The organism is Coprococcus sp. AM11-30B (genome assembly GCF_027674365.1).
In the GTDB taxonomy this organism is placed as follows: domain Bacteria; phylum Bacillota; class Clostridia; order Lachnospirales; family Lachnospiraceae; genus Allocoprococcus; species Allocoprococcus comes.
Genome location: NZ_JAQDVB010000009.1, coordinates 57,732 through 79,297, shown reverse-complemented (window position 1 = coordinate 79,297; position 21,566 = coordinate 57,732). Strand labels below are relative to the sequence as shown.

At 40.4% G+C, this 21,566-nt stretch carries 20 protein-coding genes and 1 pseudogene; 20 read left to right on the top strand and 1 reads right to left on the bottom strand.

Translation table 11 applies throughout. The features are described 5' to 3' along the window. Positions 1–69: 69 nt before the first annotated feature. Positions 70–2,415, top strand: coding sequence for a ferrous iron transport protein B (feoB, locus tag PGU50_RS07705; RefSeq protein WP_055158390.1), 2,346 nt, complete (start codon positions 70–72; stop codon positions 2,413–2,415). A gap of 43 nt (positions 2,416–2,458) precedes the next feature. Here the strand turns inward: feoB and PGU50_RS07700 are convergent, their stop codons facing one another. After that, positions 2,459–3,358 (bottom strand): LysR family transcriptional regulator, encoded by a 900-nt coding sequence (locus tag PGU50_RS07700; protein WP_008374293.1) that lies wholly within the window; start codon positions 3,356–3,358, stop codon positions 2,459–2,461. 270 nt (positions 3,359–3,628) lie between these two features. On the opposite strand from PGU50_RS07700, the gene PGU50_RS07695 reads away from it, so the two are divergent. From PGU50_RS07695 to PGU50_RS07595, 19 genes and pseudogenes are all read left to right on the top strand, one after another. Then, positions 3,629–4,750, top strand: coding sequence for a 5-methyltetrahydropteroyltriglutamate--homocysteine S-methyltransferase (locus tag PGU50_RS07695; protein WP_270246582.1), 1,122 nt, complete (start codon positions 3,629–3,631; stop codon positions 4,748–4,750). A 90-nt stretch (positions 4,751–4,840) separates the two neighbouring features. After that, positions 4,841–5,365 carry a nitroreductase gene (locus PGU50_RS07690; RefSeq protein ID WP_270246581.1) on the top strand — a complete coding sequence of 175 codons (525 nt, stop codon included), beginning with the start codon at positions 4,841–4,843 and terminating at the stop codon, positions 5,363–5,365. An 11-nt stretch (positions 5,366–5,376) separates the two neighbouring features. After that, positions 5,377–6,327 carry a radical SAM protein gene (locus PGU50_RS07685; RefSeq protein WP_117824162.1) on the top strand — a complete coding sequence of 317 codons (951 nt, stop codon included), beginning with the start codon at positions 5,377–5,379 and terminating at the stop codon, positions 6,325–6,327. Between the two features lie 1,000 nt (positions 6,328–7,327). Then, a complete protein-coding gene (locus PGU50_RS07680; RefSeq protein ID WP_117556834.1) occupies positions 7,328–8,635 on the top strand; it encodes a putative ABC transporter permease in 1,308 nt (435 codons plus the stop codon). A 142-nt stretch (positions 8,636–8,777) separates the two neighbouring features. Then, positions 8,778–9,779, top strand: coding sequence for a permease (locus PGU50_RS07675; protein ID WP_117556836.1), 1,002 nt, complete (start codon positions 8,778–8,780; stop codon positions 9,777–9,779). A gap of 260 nt (positions 9,780–10,039) precedes the next feature. Further along, positions 10,040–10,381: an ArsR/SmtB family transcription factor gene (locus tag PGU50_RS07670; RefSeq protein ID WP_117556838.1), complete on the top strand. Its 342-nt coding sequence runs from the start codon at positions 10,040–10,042 to the stop codon at positions 10,379–10,381. Continuing rightward, positions 10,374–11,306 carry a CobW family GTP-binding protein gene (locus PGU50_RS07665; protein ID WP_270246580.1) on the top strand — a complete coding sequence of 311 codons (933 nt, stop codon included), beginning with the start codon at positions 10,374–10,376 and terminating at the stop codon, positions 11,304–11,306. Before PGU50_RS07670 ends, PGU50_RS07665 begins: the two co-directional genes overlap by 8 nt. A 15-nt stretch (positions 11,307–11,321) precedes the next feature. Continuing rightward, a complete protein-coding gene (locus PGU50_RS07660; RefSeq protein ID WP_270246579.1) occupies positions 11,322–11,555 on the top strand; it encodes a thioredoxin family protein in 234 nt (77 codons plus the stop codon). Positions 11,556–11,721: 166 nt separating this feature from the next. Beyond that, on the top strand, positions 11,722–11,853 hold the full coding sequence (locus PGU50_RS07650; protein ID WP_270246578.1) for a hypothetical protein: 132 nt from the start codon (positions 11,722–11,724) through the stop codon (positions 11,851–11,853). 271 nt (positions 11,854–12,124) lie between these two features. Further along, positions 12,125–12,394 (top strand): annotated as a pseudogene (locus PGU50_RS07645) (TnpV protein); the annotation flags it as partial. Between the two features lie 19 nt (positions 12,395–12,413). Further along, positions 12,414–12,734, top strand: a complete 321-nt coding sequence (locus PGU50_RS07640) for a DUF6040 family protein (RefSeq protein WP_270246576.1) — start codon at positions 12,414–12,416, stop codon at positions 12,732–12,734. A gap of 475 nt (positions 12,735–13,209) precedes the next feature. Next, positions 13,210–13,989, top strand: coding sequence for a hypothetical protein (locus PGU50_RS07630; RefSeq protein ID WP_117556844.1), 780 nt, complete (start codon positions 13,210–13,212; stop codon positions 13,987–13,989). Next, the gene (locus tag PGU50_RS07625) at positions 13,989–14,795 is read left to right on the top strand and encodes a class I SAM-dependent methyltransferase (RefSeq protein ID WP_270246575.1); all 807 of its coding nucleotides are present in this window, start codon (positions 13,989–13,991) and stop codon (positions 14,793–14,795) included. Before PGU50_RS07630 ends, PGU50_RS07625 begins: the two co-directional genes overlap by 1 nt. A 13-nt stretch (positions 14,796–14,808) precedes the next feature. Further along, a complete protein-coding gene (locus PGU50_RS07620; protein WP_270246574.1) occupies positions 14,809–15,744 on the top strand; it encodes an acyl-CoA thioester hydrolase/BAAT C-terminal domain-containing protein in 936 nt (311 codons plus the stop codon). Between the two features lie 116 nt (positions 15,745–15,860). Beyond that, complete coding sequence (locus PGU50_RS07615) at positions 15,861–16,490, top strand: TetR/AcrR family transcriptional regulator (RefSeq protein ID WP_270246573.1); 630 nt, start codon at positions 15,861–15,863, stop codon at positions 16,488–16,490. A gap of 192 nt (positions 16,491–16,682) precedes the next feature. After that, complete coding sequence (locus tag PGU50_RS07610) at positions 16,683–18,437, top strand: ABC transporter ATP-binding protein (RefSeq protein WP_117556848.1); 1,755 nt, start codon at positions 16,683–16,685, stop codon at positions 18,435–18,437. Position 18,438: 1 nt separating this feature from the next. Beyond that, on the top strand, positions 18,439–20,178 hold the full coding sequence (locus PGU50_RS07605) for an ABC transporter ATP-binding protein (protein WP_270246572.1): 1,740 nt from the start codon (positions 18,439–18,441) through the stop codon (positions 20,176–20,178). Between the two features lie 534 nt (positions 20,179–20,712). Then, on the top strand, positions 20,713–21,132 hold the full coding sequence (locus PGU50_RS07600) for an alpha-amylase family glycosyl hydrolase (protein ID WP_442872529.1): 420 nt from the start codon (positions 20,713–20,715) through the stop codon (positions 21,130–21,132). A 46-nt stretch (positions 21,133–21,178) separates the two neighbouring features. Continuing rightward, entirely contained in the window at positions 21,179–21,322 is a 144-nt protein-coding gene (locus tag PGU50_RS07595; RefSeq protein ID WP_270246571.1) for a hypothetical protein, read from the top strand. Positions 21,323–21,566 lie beyond the last annotated feature (244 nt).

Genomic DNA, 21,566 nt, shown 5'->3' with positions numbered 1-21,566 from the left:
CTACAGGACTGATATGATAATGATATAAATTATCAATAAATGGTTTTGCCAAAGGAGACAGATAGAGGAATGACATTAAAAGAATTACAAGTCGGAAAGACAGCTACGATTCTTTCCGTAGGAGGAAATGGTGCACTCAGGCAGCATTTTCTGGATATGGGATTGATCCAGGGAACAGAAGTAACGATTGTAAAGTATGCGCCGATGGGGGATCCGGTTGAGATCAGGATCCATGGTTATGAACTTACGATCCGTCTGGAGGATGCCGGACAGATTGAAATTACGCCGGCCCATGAGCCGCATTATAAGAAGAAGGAAGGCAGACAACCGTTAGGAGATGCACAGCATCCGGGGTATGGAGAAGCAGGCATTTTTCATGAGAAGAAAACAGAGCATCCGTTACCGGAGAATACGACACTTACGTTTGCATTGGTTGGAAATCAGAATTGTGGAAAAACAACGCTGTTCAACCAGCTGACCGGATCGAATCAGCATGTGGGAAATTTCCCAGGTGTTACGGTTGACAGAAAAGACGGTGTGATCAAGGAACATCCCAATACCCGTATTACCGATCTTCCGGGAATTTATTCTATGTCTCCGTATAGCAGTGAGGAAATTGTTACAAGAGAATTTCTGCTTCAGGATAAACCGAAAGGAATCATCAATATTGTAGATGCAACCAATATTGAACGGAATATGTATCTGACGATGCAGCTTATGGAACTTGAGATCCCAATGGTTGTTGCGCTGAATATGATGGATGAGATGCGTGTGAACGGTGGCTCTGTGCGTGTGAATGAGCTGGAAGCATTTCTCGGAGTACCGGTTGTACCAATCTCGGCAGCAAAGGGAGAAGGTATTGCGGAACTGGTAGAACATGCACTGCATGTCGCAAAATATCAGGAAGCACCGGAGGAAGTGGATTTTTGCTCTGCTGAAGGTCAGGAAAGTGCGGTTCACAGATGCATTCATGCGATCATGCATCTGATTGAAGATCATGCAAAGGAAGCAGGGATCCCGGTCAGATTTGCAGCAAGTAAACTGGCAGAGAATGATGAGCTTGTCCTGGAAAAATTAAAGCTGAGCCAGAATGAAAAGGAACTTCTGGAACATATCAATCTGCAGATGGAAGAAGAATGCAAGGTAGACCGTTCATCGGCAGTAGCGGGAATGCGTTTTAACTATATCCAGCGTGCCTGTGAAGATACGGTCTTAAAGCCACATGAGAGCAGGGAGCGGGTGCGAAGCAGGAAGATTGATCAGGTCCTGACAGGAAAATATACCGGGATTCCGGCATTTATCGCAATTATGGGACTGGTATTCTGGCTCACATTTAATGTGATCGGAGCATTTTTGCAGGATCTTCTGCAACAGGGAATTGACCAGGTGATTGTAGCCTGCAGTCAGGCGCTGGATGCGGCAGGAGTCAATGGCGTATTAAAGTCACTGATTGTAGATGGAATCTTTCAGGGGGTTGGAAGCGTGCTGAGTTTCCTGCCGATCATTGTTACACTGTTCTTTTTCCTTTCGATGCTGGAGGACAGTGGATATATGGCAAGGGTTGCGTTTATTATGGATAAACTTTTGCGAAAGATTGGTCTTTCCGGAAGAAGTATTGTACCGATGCTGATCGGATTTGGATGTACAGTACCGGGAGTTATGGCGAGCCGGACACTTTCTTCAGAGCGTGATCGTAAAATGACGATTATGCTGACTCCGTTTATGAGTTGTTCAGCAAAACTTCCGATCTATGCATTCTTTACAGCGGCGTTTTTCCCGGGGAAGGGTGCAATTGTAATGATTGGTCTCTATTTCTTCGGAATCCTGATGGGAATCCTTACTGCACTTGCAATGAAAGGGACGATGTTCAAAGGAGAACCTGTTCCGTTTGTTATGGAGCTTCCGAATTATCGTATGCCGGGAGCGAAAAATGTTGGTCAGCTTCTCTGGGAAAAAGCAAAGGACTTCCTGCAGAGAGCATTTACCGTTATTTTTGGTGCAACGATCGTGATCTGGTTCCTGCAGAGCTTTGATCTGCATCTGAACATGGTGACAGATTCACAGACAAGTATCCTTGCAACGGTAGCAGGTATGATCGCACCTGTATTCATTCCACTTGGATTTGGTGATTGGAGAATATCAACGGCACTGATTTCCGGATTTATGGCAAAAGAGAGTGTCGTTTCCACTCTTTCGATTTTGTTTGGGTCAACAGCAGCACTGACAGCGGTGATAAATACAGCCGGTGCAGCAGCACTTTTGATTTTCTGTCTTTTGTATACACCGTGCGTGGCAGCGATTGCTTCTATTAAAAGAGAACTTGGTGGTAAATGGGCGATCGGTGTTGTGATCTTTCAGTGCGTGATTGCATGGGTTGCTGCATTTATTGTGCATGGAATTGTATGTTTGTTTTAAAACAAAAACTTCTGGAAACAGGAAAACTGCTTCCAGAAGTTTTTTATTGCAGATATTTTTTTAAGGCATCCAGATAAGTTGTCCCTAATCTGCTTAACATCCTTTTTTTATGTGTAATATACCCAATCCGCATATCACTTTCGTCAGCAAGAGGAACGGCAATGATATCTTTTCCATTCAACTTTTTGTCAATTACACCACTGCATACTGTGTAGCCATTTAGCCCGATCAGAAGATTAAATAAGGTGGCACGATCCCGTACACGGATATTTTTTTTGCGTTCAGATACAGAAAAGATTTCTTCTGAAAAATAAAAGGAATTGTGTTCACCCTGTTCAAAGGAAAGATATGGATAATCGTCCAGTTCTTCATTGGTGATTATTTTGTGATCGGCGAGAGGGTGACGTCTGCTGATAAATACATGTGGTTTAGCAACAAACAGCTGATGAAAAATAAGCCCGTTGGATTTTAAAATTTTTTCCAGAACCGTTTCATTAAAATTATTTAAGAAAAGAATTCCAATCTCGCTGCGCATTTTTGCTACATCTTCGATGATTTCGTATGTCTGGGTTTCGCGGAGACTGAAATCATATTCATCCTGTCCGTAGGTTTTGATCAGATCGACAAAGGCATTGACAGCGAAAGAATAGTGTTGCGTGGATACACAGAATTTCTTTTTCCCGCCGGAAGTTCCTTTGTATTTATCTTCGAGAATAGCGGCCTGTTCCAGCACCTGTCTGGCGTATCCTAAGAAATCTTCGCCTTCTTTTGAAAGGATGATCCCTTTATTAGTCCGGAGAAAAATGGTAATCTTCATTTCTTTTTCCAGTTCACGGATTGCGTTTGTCAGGCTTGGCTGGGAAATATAAAGACGATTTGCGGCTTCGGTAATTGTTCCTGTTTCAGCAACAGTTACGACGTATTTTAATTGTTGAAGAGTCATATTTTTCACTTTCTATAAAGAATATTTTTTTGGGGTTTGGGATATCAGAAAAGTATCTGGAAAATGTATCTTAGCGGAAAATACTTCTGACCAGATATCCTGGTAATATTGTAGCATGGAAGCAGGGAGCGTGAAACATTTTTTTGATATTGTTATAGTTTTAAACTATGGCAAACTGCATTTTTTTTGTATTTTTCAGATGCAGAATACTCTGCTATACTTTCAAACATAAAAGACAGACAGTACGAAAGAGAAAAGGAGAGCTATATTATGAGTAAAAATACACCATTTCGTTATGATTATGTAGGAAGTTTTTTAAGACCGGAAACACTGAAAAGAGCAAGAAGAGATTTTGAAGAAGGAAAGATTTCAAAAGAAGAACTGACAAAAGTAGAGGATGCTGCAATTTTAGACCTGGTAGAGAAGCAGAAAAAAGCCGGATATCATGTGATCACAGACGGCGAGTTCAGAAGAGCAACCTGGCATCTTGATTTCATGTGGGGATTTAACGGGGTAGGACATGAGCCGACCAAGACCGGACTTCCGTTCCACGGAGAAGCTGCAATGATCGATGATACTTATCTGACTGGAAAAATTTCCGTAGATCAGCACCCATTTGTAGAGCATTTCAAATTCGTAAAAGCTCTGGAGGATGAAAATACAGTGGCAAAACAGACGATTCCTGCACCGGCGCAGTTCCTGGAACAGTTTATTATGCCGATGGCACTTCCGAATACAAATAAATATTATCCGGATGTAGAGGAACTGGTAGAAGATATCGCCAATGGATATAAGAAAGTAATCCGTGACTTATACGATGCTGGCTGCAGAAACATTCAGTTAGATGACTGTTCATGGGGAATGTGTGTAGATCCGCATGCGGCAGCTATTTTCGGAACAGATGAAGCCGGACTTCAGAAAATCATGGAACAGCTTCTTGCTATCAATAACCGTGCAATTGAGGGAGCGCCGGAGGATCTGGTGATCAACACTCATGTATGCCGTGGAAATTTCCATTCTACTTATGCAAGCAGTGGTGCATATGACCGTGTGGCAGAAGCTTTATTCGCCCGTGAAAATGTAAGTGCATATTATCTGGAATTTGATGATGCACGTTCTGGTGGATTTGAGCCGTTGAAGAGTGTAAGTGGTGATAAAAAAGTGGTTCTCGGTCTGATCACAACCAAGTCACCAAAGCTGGAAGATAAAGAAGACGTAATTAAGAGAATCCATGAAGCAGCGAAATATGTCCCGCTCGACAGACTGTATTTGAGTCCACAGTGTGGATTTGCTTCCTGTGAAATCGGAAATAAACTGACAGAAGAAGAACAGTGGAAGAAGCTTGCACTGGTAAAAGAAATCGCGGAAGAAGTCTGGGGCGAAGAAAAATAAGCCAGATATAAAAATTTAATAAATAAGATACATACAGCTCCTTTCAAATCGTGCTACAATAGAAGCAGATTTGAAAGGAGCTGAAAATTTATGAATGAAGTAATCAAAAATATGGAAGAACGCAGAAGTGTCCGTGGATACAAACCGGATATGATCAAAAAAGAGGATCTGGATACGATCATTGAGGCCGGAACTTATGCGGCAACGGGAATGGGAATGCAGTCACCGATCATCGTGGCAGTGACGGATAAAGCAACAAGAGATCAGCTTTCAGCAATGAATGCAAAAATTATGGGAACCGATACAGATCCGTTTTATGGTGCACCGGTAGTTCTTATTGTACTTGCAGATAAGGCAAGACCGACATATCTTTATGATGGAAGTCTTGTGATGGGAAATTTGATGAATGCAGCGCATTCGCTTGGAATCGGAAGCTGCTGGATCCACCGGGCAAAAGAAGAATTTGAATCCGAGGAAGGAAAGGCTCTTCTGAAAAGATGGGGAATCGAAGGAGACTATGAAGGAATCGGTCATTGCGTACTTGGATATGCGGCAGCAGAACTTCCTGCAGCAAAACCAAGAAAAGAAAATTATGTCTATTATGTAGAAGCATAGGAGTGTGACATATGGATTACGAAGGACAGATTTGCCGGGCCCCGATGGAAAGAAGCTCTTTCATGCTTCCGGTTATGGTTGGATGCTCATATAATCAGTGTAAATTCTGTAATTTATTCCGGCATCTGAAGTATCGGGAACTTCCGATGGAACAGATTGAAGCGGAACTAAAGAGAGTGCGGGAACTGCATGGGAAGCCGAAGAAGATCTTTCTGGGGGATGGTAATGCATTTGGTCTGAAGACAGAAAAATTGTATGAGATTCTGGATTTGATCGCATATTACTTCCCGGAATGTGAAGGGATTAATATGGATGCGACTGTTACGAGTATTTTACATAAAAGCCAGGAAGAGCTGGAAATGCTTGCTAGAAAAAAGGTAAAGCATCTGTATATTGGAATCGAGAGCGGACTGGATGATGTGCTGAAATTTATGAAAAAAGATCATGATCTGGCACAGGCATATCAGGCAATCGACAGGCTTCATGAAGCAGGACTGATCTATGATGCACATATTATGACCGGAGTCGCAGGAAAAGGAAGAGGAATGGAAAATGCAGAAGCACTGGCGCAGTTCCTGAACAGGACCAATCCGGCGCATGTAGTGAATTTTTCCATGTTTCTGCATAAAGAAGTTCCGTTATATCAAGATATACGGCAAGGTACTTTTGTTCCGGCAGATGAGCTGGAAACAATTCGGGAAGAATATCATCTGATCGAGAGGATCGCACCGGAAAAAGCAGGAGCAAATATTTTATATGATGGTTTTCATGACTTTATCCATGTGAGAGTCAGAGGACATCTTCCGGGTGATAAAGAAAAAATGCTTGCCAAATTAAATGGTATCATTCAGGAATATGAAGGAAAAGAGCCGGTTTATTCCTTTGTACAGGGGGAATGCCCGGATCTGGAATACTGTGATGATGGTAAAGCAGTATGGGATATGGACCGGAAGACTTCATAGAATCCGCTGTACTATGAATCAGCAGAAATTGAGCGCGTCAGCAGGCGCGCTCTTGAACTTTGGAACAGAAAATATGTCATAAAAAATCCACTGTATCTGATCTTTCAGCTACAGTGGATTTTAATTTGATCCATCCATTGGATTATCCTCCTTATTCACTTCTTATCTATCTGAAACTATTATCTCAAATAGTTTTTTCTATGTAAATTTCAATAATTATTATGCCATTGGTCTGCACCTCTTACTCTTATTGATTTGATATTGTATAAATTATCTTGCCATTGGTCTGTACCTCTTGCTTTCATCAGATTTATTCTGGTTTTAAATTATGTTCCTTTTGGTCCATACCTCTTACTTTCATTAGATTTGTTCTGGTTTTAAATTAAGTTTCCGGTGGTCTGTACCTCTTACTTTCATTAGATTTTGTTCTGGTTTTAAATTAAGTTTCCGGTGGTCTGTACCTCTTACTTTCATTAAATTTTGTTCTGGTTTTAAATTATGTTCCTTTTGGTCCGTACCTCTTACTTTCATTAGATTTGTCCGAGTTTTAAATTAAGTGTCCTTTGGCCCATACCTCTTACTTTCTTAGACTTTGGAGTTAAGATTAAGTTTCTGGTGGTCCGTCCTCCTTTTGTTTTGTTGATATTATAATATCTCATAAAATGCAAAATGTCAATAAAAATTCTGAAAAAAATAAAATAATTTTAAATATATGAAATAAATCAGGAATACAGATAAAAAATAGAGAAATATATATGATAAACAAATAAATATACAGAAAAAGCAGAAGGCGCAGTCCGAATTTCGACTACAGGAAATGAAATGACGATGTGGATATGCGGAATCTGCAGATCATCGAGACGGTATGGGGAGTCGGATACCGGTTTAACCGGTTGTAAAAACGATTGGTGTTATATAATATCTTTACGGATAAAATCCCAATTGTAAGTTCATGGTTGGCATGATAAGATGATACCATGAATTTACAAAGGAGAAGACTATGAATCACTATACTGGATATGAATTACTGTGGCTCTTTTTTATTTATTCTTTTGGTGGCTGGGTATTGGAAACGATATCGGCAACTTTGAAGCAGAGAAAGTTTGCTAACCGAGGCCTGGTAAATGGACCGTTCTGTGTGCTCTATGGTCTGACCGCAATTGCGATGACAGTGGGATTACAGGAACTTCGGGGAATCTGGCTATTTATCTTTGCAACGGTCTATGCAACAGTTGCAGAATGGGTCAGTGGACATCTGATCGAAAAAGCATTCAAGGCAAGATGGTGGGATTATTCAAATATCAAATGGAACCTGGATGGATATATTTGTCTTCCTGCTTCACTATTTTGGGGTGTGCTCGGTTATCTGGCAGTGAGATGGTGCAATGGGATCACGTTGATTTTATTACATATTCTGCCGAAGCTTCTGATGCATATTGTGCTGCTGACACTGATCGGTGTACTTTTTGTGGATATCTTTGGTTCCTTTATGCTTCTTACCGGAAAGAGTAAGAATCCGGAGCGCTGGATCGCAACGGATGCCGGGATGGATAAGATCAGCACAAAAATTGCGGGAAAGATTGCCGGAAGTCTGGAAAAGCGTCTGAAAAAAGCATATCCAAAGGCAAGAAAAATTGAAGAGGAAATCCGGGAAGAGAACGAAGAAAAGGTATTTGCAAAAGGGTGCGGCTTTTATAAGATCGTGATGCTGTTTATGATCGGTGCTTTTCTGGGAGATATCACAGAAACGATTTTCTGTCGTGTGACGGCTGGAGTATGGATGAGCAGAAGCAGTGTGGTCTGGGGACCGTTCAGCATTGTCTGGGGGCTTGCAATTGCGCTTGTCACAGCACTTTTGTACAAATATAAGGATAAAGGGGATCGTTTTCTTTTCCTTACAGGAACATTGCTTGGTGGTGCTTATGAGTATTTCTGCAGTGTGTTTACGGAACTTGTATTTGGAAAAGTGTTCTGGGATTACAGTAAGATCCCGTTTAACCTGGGAGGTCGAATCAATCTGCTCTACTGCTTTTTCTGGGGAATTGCTGCGGTTGTGTGGTTTAAAATATTATTTCCACCTGTGGAAAAATGGATTGAAAAAATACCGGCAGTTGCAGGAAAGATTCTGACCTGGGTTTTACTGGGATTTATGGTTTGCAACATTCTGGTATCCTGTGTGGCACTGGTAAGATATGATGAGAGAGGAAATGGTGTGCAGGCGACAAATGCCGTCCAGAAGTGGGCGGATGCACATTATGATGACGCAAAGATGAAGAAAATCTATCCAAATGCGAAGGGGATAAATTAGAAAAAAAGCGGGAACATATTGACAAAATTCTATATGAAGAGTAAGATGTAATTAGAAAACCGGTGTGAGAAATAGATTGCACCGGTTAAAAAATGAAAAATATATAGAAATATTTCTATATTTCTATGGGAAGGGAGAGAGAATGAAAATCATAAAAAACGGATGGGATTTCTTTCAGGACCAGATTCTTGGAATGCATTGGCTGAAAGATCTGATCGGAAAACTTCTTGTTAAAGCCGGATTGGGAGAGGGGAGGTTTCCAGGAGAATTTCTTCACTTTTTCCTGTATGATATCATAAAAATTTTTGTGCTGCTTGCGGTGCTGATCTTTGTGATATCCTATATTCAAAGCTATTTTCCGCCAGAGAAAAGCAGAAAGATTATGGGAAGATTTCATGGAATCTGGGCGAATCTGATCGGAGCACTTCTTGGAACAGTGACTCCGTTCTGCTCCTGCTCATCGATTCCGATCTTTATGGGATTCACCAGTGCGGGATTGCCGCTGGGAGTTACTTTCTCGTTTCTGATTTCATCTCCGATGGTGGATCTGGGATCTCTGATTCTTCTGATGAGTGTCTTTGGAGGGAAGATCGCATTTGCTTATGTGATTGTTGGACTTGTCATAGCTGTTATAGGGGGAACGATCATTGAGCGGCTGCATATGGAAGACCAGGTGGCAGATTTTATCCGGCAGGCGCCGAATGTGGAGGTAGCTTCGCCGTCGCTTACAATAGCAGACCGTATGGATTATGCAAAAAATCAGGTTGTGGCTACCGTCAAAAAGGTAGCTCCGTATATCGTTGTCGGAGTCATCATCGGGGCAGCTATCCACAATCTGATCCCAGAGCATATCGTCCGAAGCATTCTTGGAAAACAGACCTGGTACGCCGTGCCACTGGCGACAGCAGTAGGCGTTCCCATGTATGCGGATATTTTTGGAACCATCCCAGTCGCAGAAAGCCTGCTCGCAAAAGGGGCAGGACTTGGAACGATTTTATCCTTTATGATGGCAGTGACTACACTTTCCCTTCCATCAATGGTAATGCTGTCCAAAGCGATTAAGAAAAAGTTACTCGGAACATTCATTGGAATCGTGTGTATCGGAATCATCATTGTGGGGTATGGGTTTAATGTGATAATATAGGGTAGCAAACTCATATGCCGTTCGTGCTTGCACGAAAAGGCATATGAATTTGCTACCCGCCGGACATGAGGAAGGAGCGATTTACGAAGGAAATCAGCGGAATCCGAATGGCCGGAGGATTGCGTGAGCAGCAACGCTGCGGAGCAATCCGTAATATTATCAAAGTAGTGGGGCGGATTTAAATATCATTCGTGCTTGCACGAAAAGGCATATGAATTTGCTACCCGCCGGACATGAGGAAGGAGCGATTTACGAAGAAAATGCAGATAGACTATGAAAAATATGCCCGTATATTCAAAGTGATGTCGGATCCGAAACGCCTGAAGATCATCGACATGTTATCCGAAGGAGAATTATGTGCCTGTAAGATCCTGGAGGAATTTCATATTACACAGCCGACCTTATCGCATGATATGAAGCTGATGTGTGATCTGGGAATCGTAAAGGCGCGCAAAGAAGGAAAATGGATGCAGTATTCTCTGGACATAGACGTAATGAATGAGGTTTATAAGACAGTGGGGCATCTGATGATTCCGGGAGATTATGCCGGACTTTTAAATTGCAATTGTAATACGGAAAAGGAGAAAATGAATCATGAGTAAAATTAAATTATATTTTCTGACAGGGTTCTTAGGAGCTGGGAAAACAACAATCTTGAGAAATCTGCTTGAAAACATGGAAGGAACAAAGGTTGGGGTAATCCAGAATGAACTGGGAAAGATCAGTATTGACGGAACGGTGCTTCAGAATAATGATATCCAGATGATAGAATTGAACAGAGGCTCTATTTTTTGCAGTTGCCTTCGTTTATCCTTTGTGGATGCACTGACGCAGATGGCACAGAAAGGTCTGGAATATGTGTTTGTGGAAAGCTCTGGATTCGGGGACCCGTCTAATGCAGAAGAAATTCTTGCAGCCACAGAAGTAATGACGCCTGGGGCATATGACTTCAGAGGATGCATCTGCCTGGTGGACTGTTATAATTTTCTGGATCAGATCGGGGATTCAGAGACAATTGACCGTCAACTTAAACACTGCAATCTTGCGGTTCTGACAAAGGTTGATCTGGTGGGTAGCGAGCAGATTGAACAGGTGAAAGACAAAGTGCGTGAAATTAATCCAGTATGCCCAATTACAGAGAGTGCGAATGGAAATATTGACCGTTCGTTTTATGATATGGATCTGATGCTGTACAAATGGGCAGAATGTGAGGATACTACGAATTCATCGAAAAATAAACCGAAAACATTTTCCATGGATTTTACAGGAGAGATCCAGAAGGAAAAGCTGGAAGCTTTCCTTGCAAAGATTGAACCGGATGTTTTCCGTGTAAAGGGATTCTTTAAAGTAGAAAAAGAAGGATGGGAAAAGGTTGACGTAGTTGGAAAAAAACGGGATTATGCACCTTACAAAGCCCAGCCGAAGTCTCAGCTTGTCTTTATTTCTAAAATCGGAATTGCACTGATCCGTGAAATCGCGGCAGCGTGGGAAGAATGTGTGGGACTTCCTATGAAACTGAATAATTAAATCTGGAGGTAGGATATGAATATAAAAGTAATCGGAAGTGGCTGTGAAAATTGTGATAAGACAAATGCGGTTGTGAAGGAGTGTCTTGAAGAACTCGGGATGGATACGGAAATCGAGAGAGTGACAGATCTGGTTGAGATCGTAAAGCTGGGAGTGATGACGGCTCCTTCTGTGATGATTGACGGGAAACTGATTGTTGCAGGTCAGGTGCCATCGAAAAAACAGATGATGAAGATATTGAAAAAATGAGGTAAAAACAATGGCAAACAAATTTCATGATTTGGATGAACCGATCAATCGTATTGGCACAGATTCTTTCAAATGGGATTAAGAAGGAGAAAATGGAAAGCATAATTCGGTTTATGCAACTAATCTGGCGAGTCTGCGAGAAAAGGAAAAGAAGATTAATAAGGATATGGATGATCTGCTTATTGCAGATGCATCAGTCAAGAAACTGACCGTAAATACGTTGTTTGAGCGATACATGGCAACAAAGAATATCAAGGAAAGAACAAAAAAGAATTATATACGTATGCATGGCTCGTAGCGTTCACAAAAGAATTAGCACTCACCTCTTGATAATGGAAGTCGGTTTTTGTCCTGTCTTGTGTATCCCGAAAGTGGCTATTTTACAGGCTTTCCGGGGCATCAGTCATTTTGTCTGGTATTGTAAAGCAGTGTCAGATTTGTCGTAAATGTCGTAAATTTGTGGTCAAAAAATGATGAGAAATGGAGAGTGCTAATAAAATGAACGCAGGCAGCGAAGCAACTGCGTTCATGAGCAAGTAGCGAAAGCGGATTGCGAATGTCCTGTTTATATAACGTATACAAATGTAAATGGATATCTGATCCCGAATCTCACCTATAAATCCGGTGAGCAGATGGAGCAACTTGGCAAGTATGGTTTTCTTCGCAGAGATTATCTGAAGAACCATCGAAATTCAATCTATCAGGTAATGCTTCTGCAGGACACCATTGGAGAATACCTTCTGGAAGTAGATAAGGCAGCCAGAGAACGGGAAGAAATGATTCTGAAACAGTTGGAAGAAAAAGAACCACTGCCGGATAAAGAAGCAGATCAAATGGCATGTTCGATTTTGTGAATGGTTGGTATATCCGACTTATGATAATGGGTTCAATCAGAAAATAGCTTATACGGGGGGAGAAGCCTGGGTTATCAGGATTTTGGCAATCGTAGCTATAATTTTTATATTGGTAATTATGATAGTAATGATTGCAGAAGCAATAAAACGATACAAAAAAATGTGGGATAAAATTTCTCAGATGTTTTTACTTGGAAGTCTTTCGGGGATTGCAGTGCTAGGAGATGGAATCAGAGAATATCTGCTTGTGAATTTAATTGTGTTATTTGTGTTTGTCAATATGGGAATCATACTGATTAGAATGTATCTTCGGAAGAGTATGTAAATTATTATTTTAATGACCAGATGAGGGTATAAATTGCATTCCAAGTGCAGTGAATATAATGCGCATGAACATGAAATTTTAAATATTATGAAGACAAAATTTGGTTGATTAACTAAGTAAAAGTGATATACTGAATGCATAAGAAAAGAAACCGTGTGGAATTATAGTTTTGTTTTCACACGGTTTTTTAGAAAATGAGAGTTAGATATCACTAACATGGGCGCTGGCAGTTTTTTTGAAAATGAAAAAGAGGACGGATTTCTATGAGAATATTGATTTATGGTGCAGGTGTGATTGGATCCTTGTATGCGGTCTTATTTGCAGAAACTGGTTATAATACTTATGCTTGCTGTTACATTCGAAAGTAGCTTTGGAGATAAATTTATGTATCAACATGCCAGGAAGGCACCAGATGAAATGAGGGAGCTGCATAAGCAATTTTATGCTTATATGAAAAAACTAAAGGAGGACAGATATGAAATTTTATGAAAGTGGAGACAGTAGTAAACCAGTGATATTTTTATTTCCTGGTACCTGTTGCCTGTATAGCAGCTTTGAACATGTACTGGATAGATTACATTCTTATTTTTACACGGTAACAGTTTCTTATGATGGATTTGATCCAAATGAGAAAACAGAATTTTATTCAATGGAAGATGAATGTGAAAAGATTGAGCTGGAAATCAAGAAAAAGTATGGTGGAAGAATTAAAGCAGCGTATGGGTGTTCCCTTGGTGGAAGTTTTGTATCCCTTTTGATTCAGCGAAAAAGAATTCATATAGATCATGGCATTATTGGGAGCAGTGATATGGACGAAGCAGGTCGTCTTGTGGCAAAAATCAAGTCATCCATGGTAGTCCCTTTCATGTATAAAATGATACATACAGGTGCTCTTCCGAAATTTATGCAGAAAAAACTGAATAAGACAGATGAGGTTAAAAAAGAATTATATAATGGATTTTTGAATATGTTTGGAATCGGTAAAGGAGGAAATCCATGGATTACGAAACAGAGTGTTTATAATCAGTTTTATTCTGATCTGGTTACGAAAGTCCAGCATGGAATTGATGTGCCGGGAACTACGATACACGTGTTTTACGCAACAAAGATGGGCAGAAAATATGAAAAGAGATATTGTACTTATTTTAAAAATCCGGATATTCGGAGACATAACATGCAGCATGAAGAACTGTTTTGCTGTCATAGTGCAGAGTGGGTGGAAGAAGTAAGAAAGGCAGTGGAAGGCGACAGATAATGAAAGAAAAAGTGAATGTGACAGGTGTGCCGGAAACGATGGTACAGACCCTGTATGCAAGAGCAAAAGAAACAAAAAAACAAAATGCAAAGATCAAAGATGAGATTGCAGTAGAACTTGTGGAAAAGCTGGACTATGACTTTTCTATAGCAGATAAAGATAACGCTATGAACTATGGTGTGATTGCAAGAACAATTGTATTAGACCAGATGGTTGAGCAATATTTGAAGAAGCATGAAAATACAGTTGTCGTAAATATTGCATGCGGACTGGATACCAGATGCTACCGGATGAAGGAAAAATATCTGCGCTGGTATAATGTAGACCTTCCGGAAACAATGAAAATAAGGAGCCAGTTCCTTACCGAAACTGATCCGGTGTATCAGATTGCAAAGTCTGCAATGGATGATTCCTACATAGATGATATCGATTATCACGGTAAGAATATTCTGGTAATAATCGAAGGACTTACAATGTATTTGTATGAGAAAGATATCAGGAAGATGTTTTCTATTATTGATAAATCATTTCAGAAAGTTACAGTAATGGTCGAAACCATGTCACCCTTTGTTGTAAAGCATATGAAAGAGAAATCCATAGAGGGAAGCAATGCAAAATTCACATGGGGAGTTAAGAACGGAACAGAACTGCAAAGAATTGTGCCGGCATTTTCTGTTCGGCAGGAAGTCAGTCTTGTTGAAGGAATGAAAGAGCTTATGCCTGTTTATTGTGTAATAGGTAAGATTCCGGCTGTTCGGAATATCTCAAACAAAATAATAGTTTTGGAGAAACGTGGCCGATATTAAGGAGATGATACAAATGAAGAAAAGACATTTTGATGTGGAAACAGATGGATTTTATGGTGCATACTGGAAATGTAAAACAGGCTCAGACTGTGCAATGATAGCAATGATCGGGGATGATCCAGAGGATTATCTGGCGCGTACATCCGTGAAATGGCTACATAAACTTGGCGTAAATGTGATGACAATGTCACCTGGAAAAAAAGATTATGGACATCATAATTATCCATTGGAACGTATAGAGAAAGCAATCAATTGGTTAAAAATGAATAGTAATCAGAAGATAGGAATTGTCGGGGCATCTACTACAGGAACACTTGCATTGACTGCCGCTTCTTATTTTGAGAATATTACATTAACGATAGGTCTGACACCGAGTGATTTTATCTGGCAGGGGTTTATGCAGGGCAAAAAAGATGGCTGTAAGGAATGGCCGATTGAAGGAGAATCTCTTTTTTCTTACAAAGGAGAACCCCTTCCGTATATGCCTTTTTGCTACAAACATCCGGATTACTGGCATGTGATTAAGAAAGAAACAAAACGGACCGGTGATATGATTAATTCAAGAAAACTGTTTGATGACTCGGAAAAGGCTCATCCAATCACAGAAGACGAGATGATCAAGATTGAAAAAATCCATGGAACAGTATTGTTAATTGGTGCGGAAGATGATGTGTTGTGGGATACTGTAAAATATATCCGCCGTATGAAGCAGCGTATGAAAGAACATTCACACACATGCAGATTGGATTATGTCATTTATGAGCATGGAACCCATTTCGTTTTTCCGGAGAGCATGCTAAAGACAATGCTCCCGGTTGGATCCGGACTCTTTGTGAAACTGGCATTTCAGGCAGCAAGAAAACATCCGAAAGAATGTCGCAGAGCACGTCTGGATATTGACTGGCGGGTAAGAAATGCTGTTGCAAAATGGAAAAGAGTAGATAGATAAAAGATAAAGAAAATCTAAACAGTAGACTTGACAAATTCCTATAATGAGTTAAAATATAACAGTGCTATATAACACTGTTATATTTATGAAAAGAAAATTTTGAGGATACAAAAAGCATGTCGACGAAAGCAGAAGATACACAGAAAAACATATTAGATACAGCCAGAAAACATTTTCTGAAAGATGGTTTGACAGGAGCATCTTTAAGAAATATTGTAAAAGATGCAGGGCTTACTACTAGCGCATTTTACAAATATTATCCGACGAAAGAGGCACTTTTTGATGCGCTGACGGATCCCTATATGGAACATATTTATCAGATTTATGACCAGATTGTTGAGGAGTTTGAAAAGCTTTCTGCCAGTGATCAGACAAGGAATATGTCGGATACATCCAGTGATGGGATGGAGCAGATGGTTGATTATATCTATGATCATTATGATAATTTCAGATTATTGTTGAAATGCGGAGACAGTGGAAAATTTGAACTATTCATACACAATATGGTAGAGCGGGAAATGAAGTCCAGCCTGAAATATATGGAAAAAATGAAAGAGAACGGTGTCAAAATACCGACTGTAGAGGAAAGTCTTATGCATATGATCTATACGGGATTTTTTTCATCAGTATTTCAGATTATTGAGCATGATATAGACAGGGAGACTGCAAAGAAAAATGTACATCAACTGAAAGAATTTAATACAGGTGGCTGGGAACGATTGTGGAATATTGAATTTCCAGTATAACTGATGCAGGAATTCTGAATAGGTTATGTGTGTTGCAGGTTCTGGATTTCTGAATAAAGTTCAGACAGGATAATAATATCAGGTGGTTGATGCCAGTAAACCACCTATTTTATTATATGGTGGTTAGTGCGAACTAATAGAAGGTAAAACAATAAAACGAAACAATAAAACGAACGTAAGGAGTGAACAGATGTGAAAGAAAAAAAGAAGTCGGCAGTCAGTTGGATCCTGACATGGGCCGGACAAAAAAGAATTGCCTATGTGTGGAGTGTGTTACTTGCAATAGGAAATGTGATTTTTAAGATTTTTCCGTATTTTATCATTGCAGATGTAGTTAAGCTGTTTTTAAGTGGTGAAAAGGAGTTTGAACCATATCTTGCAAAAGCAGTTTTCATTGCACTGTCGTTTATCATTGCAGAACTGTTTCATTCGCTCTCGACAGCATTGTCACATAAAGCAACGTTTGCGGTACTCGCAAATATAAGAGAAACCTGCTGTGACAAGCTGGCGCGGGTGCCGCTGGGTTATGTAAAGGATACACCCTCCGGTACATTTAAAAATATCATGGTGGAAAGAATCGACAGTATCGAGACGACACTGGCGCATATTGTCCCGGAATTCACGTCCAATCTGCTGGCACCGGTTGTGATTTTAATCTATTTCTTTCTGACAGACTGGAGACTGGCACTCTGGTCATTGGTGCCGGTTATTGTTGGACTATTCTCTTATTTTGGAATGATGCTGGATTATAAACCAAGCTTCGAGAGAACGGTTCAGACAACAAAAGATCTGAATGATGCGGCAGTGGAATATATTGACGGAATCGAAGTGATCAAGGCATTTGGAAAGACAGAAAGTTCTTATGCAAAATTTACAAAGGCGGCTATGGCTTATGCAGATTCCTTTATTTCCTGGATGAAACGGTGCTCGATCTTTCATGGACTGATGATGGTGGTCACACCTTATACGCTTCTTACGGTATTGCCGTTTGGGGCACATTATGTAGCCAATGGAACACTTGCGATTTCAGATTTTGTCATCTGCATTATTTTATCACTTGGAATCGTTGGACCGTTGATCACAGTGGGTTCCTATACAGATGATCTTGGCAAGATCGGAGTGATTGTTGGTGAAGTGACAGGAATTCTGGAACAGCCGGAGCTTGAACGTCCAGAGAAAAGTAAAAGTGTTCCAAAAGATAACTCCGTTACTCTTGAAGATGTCAGATTTGGTTATCACGACAAAGAAATCCTGCACGGAGTAACTATGGAGCTGAAAGCAGGAACGGTAAATGCAATCGTAGGACCTTCCGGAAGCGGCAAGTCGACCATCGCAAAGCTGATTGCGTCCCTGTGGGATGTGGATTCCGGAAGCATCAAAATCGGTGGAGTTGATGTCAAAGAACTGGCATTTGCAGATTTTAATCGGAAAATTGCATATGTTGCACAGGACAATTATCTGTTTAATGAAACAGTCCGTGAAAATATCAGACAGGGAAATCCGGATGCTACAGATGAACAGATCATCGAGGTGACAAAGAAAAGTGGATGCTATGAATTTATCATGCAGTTGGAGAATGGATTTGATACGGTTGTAGGAGGTGCAGGAGGACATCTGTCAGGTGGCGAGAGGCAGCGTATCTCCATTGCAAGAGCAATGTTAAAGGATGCTCCGATCGTGATCCTTGATGAGGCAACTGCCTACACAGATCCGGAAAATGAGGCAATTCTGCAGAATTCTATCGCAAAACTGGTAGCAGGGAAGACCCTGATCGTAATAGCACACAGACTTTCTACTGTTAAGGACAGTGACCAGATCTTTGTTGTAAATGATGGAAATGTAACAGCACATGGCACACATGAGGAACTTCTGGTGTCATGCCCGCTTTATAAGGAAATGTGGAATGCCCATATTTCTGTAAAAGATACGGTGAAGGAGGGAGAATGATATGTTTGGGATTCTGGCAAAATTCTTTCGTTTTTCAGGCAGGGAAAATGGCAATAAATTTAAACTGTCGATAGTGATCGGACTCATAGAGGCTCTTGCCTCAGCAATGAAGATTCCGGCTATTATGTACATACTGATTGGTCTGCTGAGTGGGAAACCGACAGGAAAATATATTGGAGGCTCCGTTGCGATTATGGTTCTTGCAATTGTAGTCGACGTAATCTGCAAGAGATACTCTACAGTGCTTCAGACAGAGGGAGGATATAATGCAAGTGCTTTTATGAGAATCAAGATTGCAGAACATCTGCGATATCTGCCGATGGGGTATTTCAATTCCAATAGTATCGGGGAAATTTCTTCCATTACAACCAATACAATGGAAATACTTGGCGATGTGGCTGCGAGAGTGGTTATGCTGACAATGCAGGGAATTCTGGAAACATCAATGATCATTCTTATGCTGTTTATTTTTGACTGGAGAATCGGACTGATAGCTGCAGCAGGAGTACTTATTTTCTTTGGGGTCAATTCTGTGATGCAGAATGCGGGTAAAAAAGATTCAGAGCAAAAAGTGGTATGCGATACGGAGCTTGTAAACCAGATCATGGAGTATCTGCAGGGAATATCAGAAGTTAAATCATATAACTTGCTTGGGAAACAGGCGAAAAGATTAAATGATGCAAATGAAGCATGTGAAAAGATCAATACAAAGATGGAAATGCTGTTTGTGCCCTATCATTTTCTGCAAAGTGTGATAACCAAAATTACAGGTGCTGTGATCGTGGCTTGCAGTGCATATTTTTATATTAATGGAACTATGAGTGCGGTCTATGCGATCGGTATGACAATTTCAGCATTTATGCTTTATGCCAGTCTGGAATGTGCAGGAAATTATTCATCTCTTTTACATGTGGTAAGCGTATGTGTAGATAAAGCAAATGCAATATTGGAGCTGGATACCATGGATATCGACGGTAAAGAAATACAGCCGGAAAATTACGATATCAGACTTTCTAATGTTTCGTTTTCTTATGACAAACGGAAGATCATTGATGATATATCGCTCTCTATTCCGCAGAAAACGACGACAGCAATCGTTGGACCATCTGGTGGAGGAAAATCAACACTTTGCAATCTGATCGCCAGATTCTGGGATGTGGATTCAGGGGAAGTGACACTTGGAGGCGTGAATGTAAAAGACTATAGTATGAACAGTCTGATGCGTAATTTTTCATTTGTATTTCAGTCTGTGTATTTGTTTGCAGACACCATTGAGAATAATATTAAATTCGGACGCCAGGATGCAAGTCATGAGGAAGTGGTGGAAGCGGCGAAGAAAGCATGTTGTCATGATTTCATCAGCAAACTTCCAAATGGATATGACACAGTGATCGGAGAAGGAGGAGCCACACTTTCCGGTGGTGAGAAGCAGCGTATTTCGATAGCCAGAGCGATTATGAAGGATGCGCCAATCGTCATATTGGATGAAGCAACGGCAAATGTTGATCCGGAGAATGAAAAGGAACTGATGGATGCAGTAGATGCACTTACAAAGGAAAAAACGATTATTATGATTGCCCACAGATTAAAAACAGTCAGACATGCAGACCAGATAGTGGTTGTTGAAAAAGGAAGAATTGCACAGCAGGGAACACATGAGCAATTAATGAAACAGGAAGGTATTTATAAGAGATTTGTGGATGCAAGGCAGCAGGCGGTAAGTTGGAAACTGGTGCACTGAGAAATAATCCACAGTTGGTGAATATCCAAATTGAATTGTCTGAAAGAGATTTAATTTAAGTTTCGCTAAGTTTTACTTATATAGGCAGAATGAGGGATATTCAATAAAGTAATATGAAAAAAGCACTGAAAACTGATCATAAACTTGCAGGGCGTTTATTTTTACCATTTTGCATGGCTCGTAGCGTTCACAAATTCTTCACAAAAAAATTAGCACTCACCTCTTGTTATTGTGACGTTGGTTTTGTCTAGTTTCATATAGTTCCGTAACGCCCTGTTTACAAGGAATTCACGGATTTTGAAAATTTGTAGCTGTTCATCAAAAATCGTCATTTTTCAGAAATTTGGGGTCAAAATTGGCGTCAGATAGCACACCAGAGAGAAAAATTAAATACTTTATAGACTACGGAACGTACACTTTTGGCGTTCCTTTTCTATTCCCAGTCGTTCAGAAATGGACGGCTTTTTTCACTTTGTAGGAAAGTTCTCCTTTGGAGAACTCTTGATATAAAAGTACTGGGATATATCTGCAAAGATGATTGCAACTTGTCTGCATATGTTAAAAGGATCCCCATATATTTATCAGGGAGAAGAAATAGGTATGACAAATGCATATTTCAAATCGATCAGTGATTACAGAGACATCGAATCGATCAATGCATACAAAGAGTATACAGAAAGCGGGCTGATGACAGAAGAAGAAATGTTGAACTGCCTGAAGATGATCAGCCGTGACAATGCCAGAACACCAATGCAGTGGGATGACAGCGCAAATGCAGGATTTACTATGGGAACCCCCTGGATCAGTGTAAACAAAAATTATACACAGATTAATGCAAAAGCAGCACTGGAAGACAAGGATAGTGTATTCTACTACTATCAGAAACTGATCCGGCTGCGTCACCAGTATGAAGTGATCGTGGAAGGAGTATTCCACGGACTGCTGGAAAGATAATGATGATATCTATGCATATGAGAGAACGCTTGGAAACGAAAAACTGGTGGTAGCATGCAACTTTATAAATAAGGAAGTCCCATGCGAACTGTTCGAAGAAAACAAAGGCGAAGAGCTGATCACAAACTACAAAAACCATGTAGAAGGAATTTTGCAGCCATACGAGACAAGAGTGATTCTCTACAAATAGCAACGGCTTCAGAAAAAATATAGCCGTGTTATCGAATACTTTGCCAAAGAGCAGAGACTTTCACTCATTTGATGGAATTATTATGACGGATACTACAATGCAGACAATCTTCCTGCAAAGGCTAGGGCTCTTTTCCAATGCTGTCAGGAAAACAAATGTGACTGGAGTTAAGAAAGGTAGCCGTTGGTCTTGTATTCAATGCATCCGGCGTAAAAGACGTATTGTTACAGTTATTCAATAAGAT

Excerpts from the sequence above, each read along its gene's own strand:
- feoB (WP_055158390.1), top strand. The coding sequence starts at position 70 with ATGACATTAAAAGAATTACAAGTCGGAAAGACAGCTACGATTCTTTCC.
- PGU50_RS07700 (WP_008374293.1), bottom strand. The coding sequence starts at position 3,358 with ATGACTCTTCAACAATTAAAATACGTCGTAACTGTTGCTGAAACAGGA.
- PGU50_RS07695 (WP_270246582.1), top strand. The coding sequence starts at position 3,629 with ATGAGTAAAAATACACCATTTCGTTATGATTATGTAGGAAGTTTTTTA.
- PGU50_RS07690 (WP_270246581.1), top strand. The coding sequence starts at position 4,841 with ATGAATGAAGTAATCAAAAATATGGAAGAACGCAGAAGTGTCCGTGGA.
- PGU50_RS07685 (WP_117824162.1), top strand. The coding sequence starts at position 5,377 with ATGGATTACGAAGGACAGATTTGCCGGGCCCCGATGGAAAGAAGCTCT.
- PGU50_RS07680 (WP_117556834.1), top strand. The coding sequence starts at position 7,328 with ATGAATCACTATACTGGATATGAATTACTGTGGCTCTTTTTTATTTAT.
- PGU50_RS07675 (WP_117556836.1), top strand. The coding sequence starts at position 8,778 with ATGAAAATCATAAAAAACGGATGGGATTTCTTTCAGGACCAGATTCTT.
- PGU50_RS07670 (WP_117556838.1), top strand. The coding sequence starts at position 10,040 with ATGCAGATAGACTATGAAAAATATGCCCGTATATTCAAAGTGATGTCG.
- PGU50_RS07665 (WP_270246580.1), top strand. The coding sequence starts at position 10,374 with ATGAGTAAAATTAAATTATATTTTCTGACAGGGTTCTTAGGAGCTGGG.
- PGU50_RS07660 (WP_270246579.1), top strand. The coding sequence starts at position 11,322 with ATGAATATAAAAGTAATCGGAAGTGGCTGTGAAAATTGTGATAAGACA.
- PGU50_RS07650 (WP_270246578.1), top strand. The coding sequence starts at position 11,722 with ATGGATGATCTGCTTATTGCAGATGCATCAGTCAAGAAACTGACCGTA.
- PGU50_RS07630 (WP_117556844.1), top strand. The coding sequence starts at position 13,210 with ATGAAATTTTATGAAAGTGGAGACAGTAGTAAACCAGTGATATTTTTA.
- PGU50_RS07625 (WP_270246575.1), top strand. The coding sequence starts at position 13,989 with ATGAAAGAAAAAGTGAATGTGACAGGTGTGCCGGAAACGATGGTACAG.
- PGU50_RS07620 (WP_270246574.1), top strand. The coding sequence starts at position 14,809 with ATGAAGAAAAGACATTTTGATGTGGAAACAGATGGATTTTATGGTGCA.
- PGU50_RS07615 (WP_270246573.1), top strand. The coding sequence starts at position 15,861 with ATGTCGACGAAAGCAGAAGATACACAGAAAAACATATTAGATACAGCC.
- PGU50_RS07605 (WP_270246572.1), top strand. The coding sequence starts at position 18,439 with ATGTTTGGGATTCTGGCAAAATTCTTTCGTTTTTCAGGCAGGGAAAAT.
- PGU50_RS07600 (WP_442872529.1), top strand. The coding sequence starts at position 20,713 with ATGATTGCAACTTGTCTGCATATGTTAAAAGGATCCCCATATATTTAT.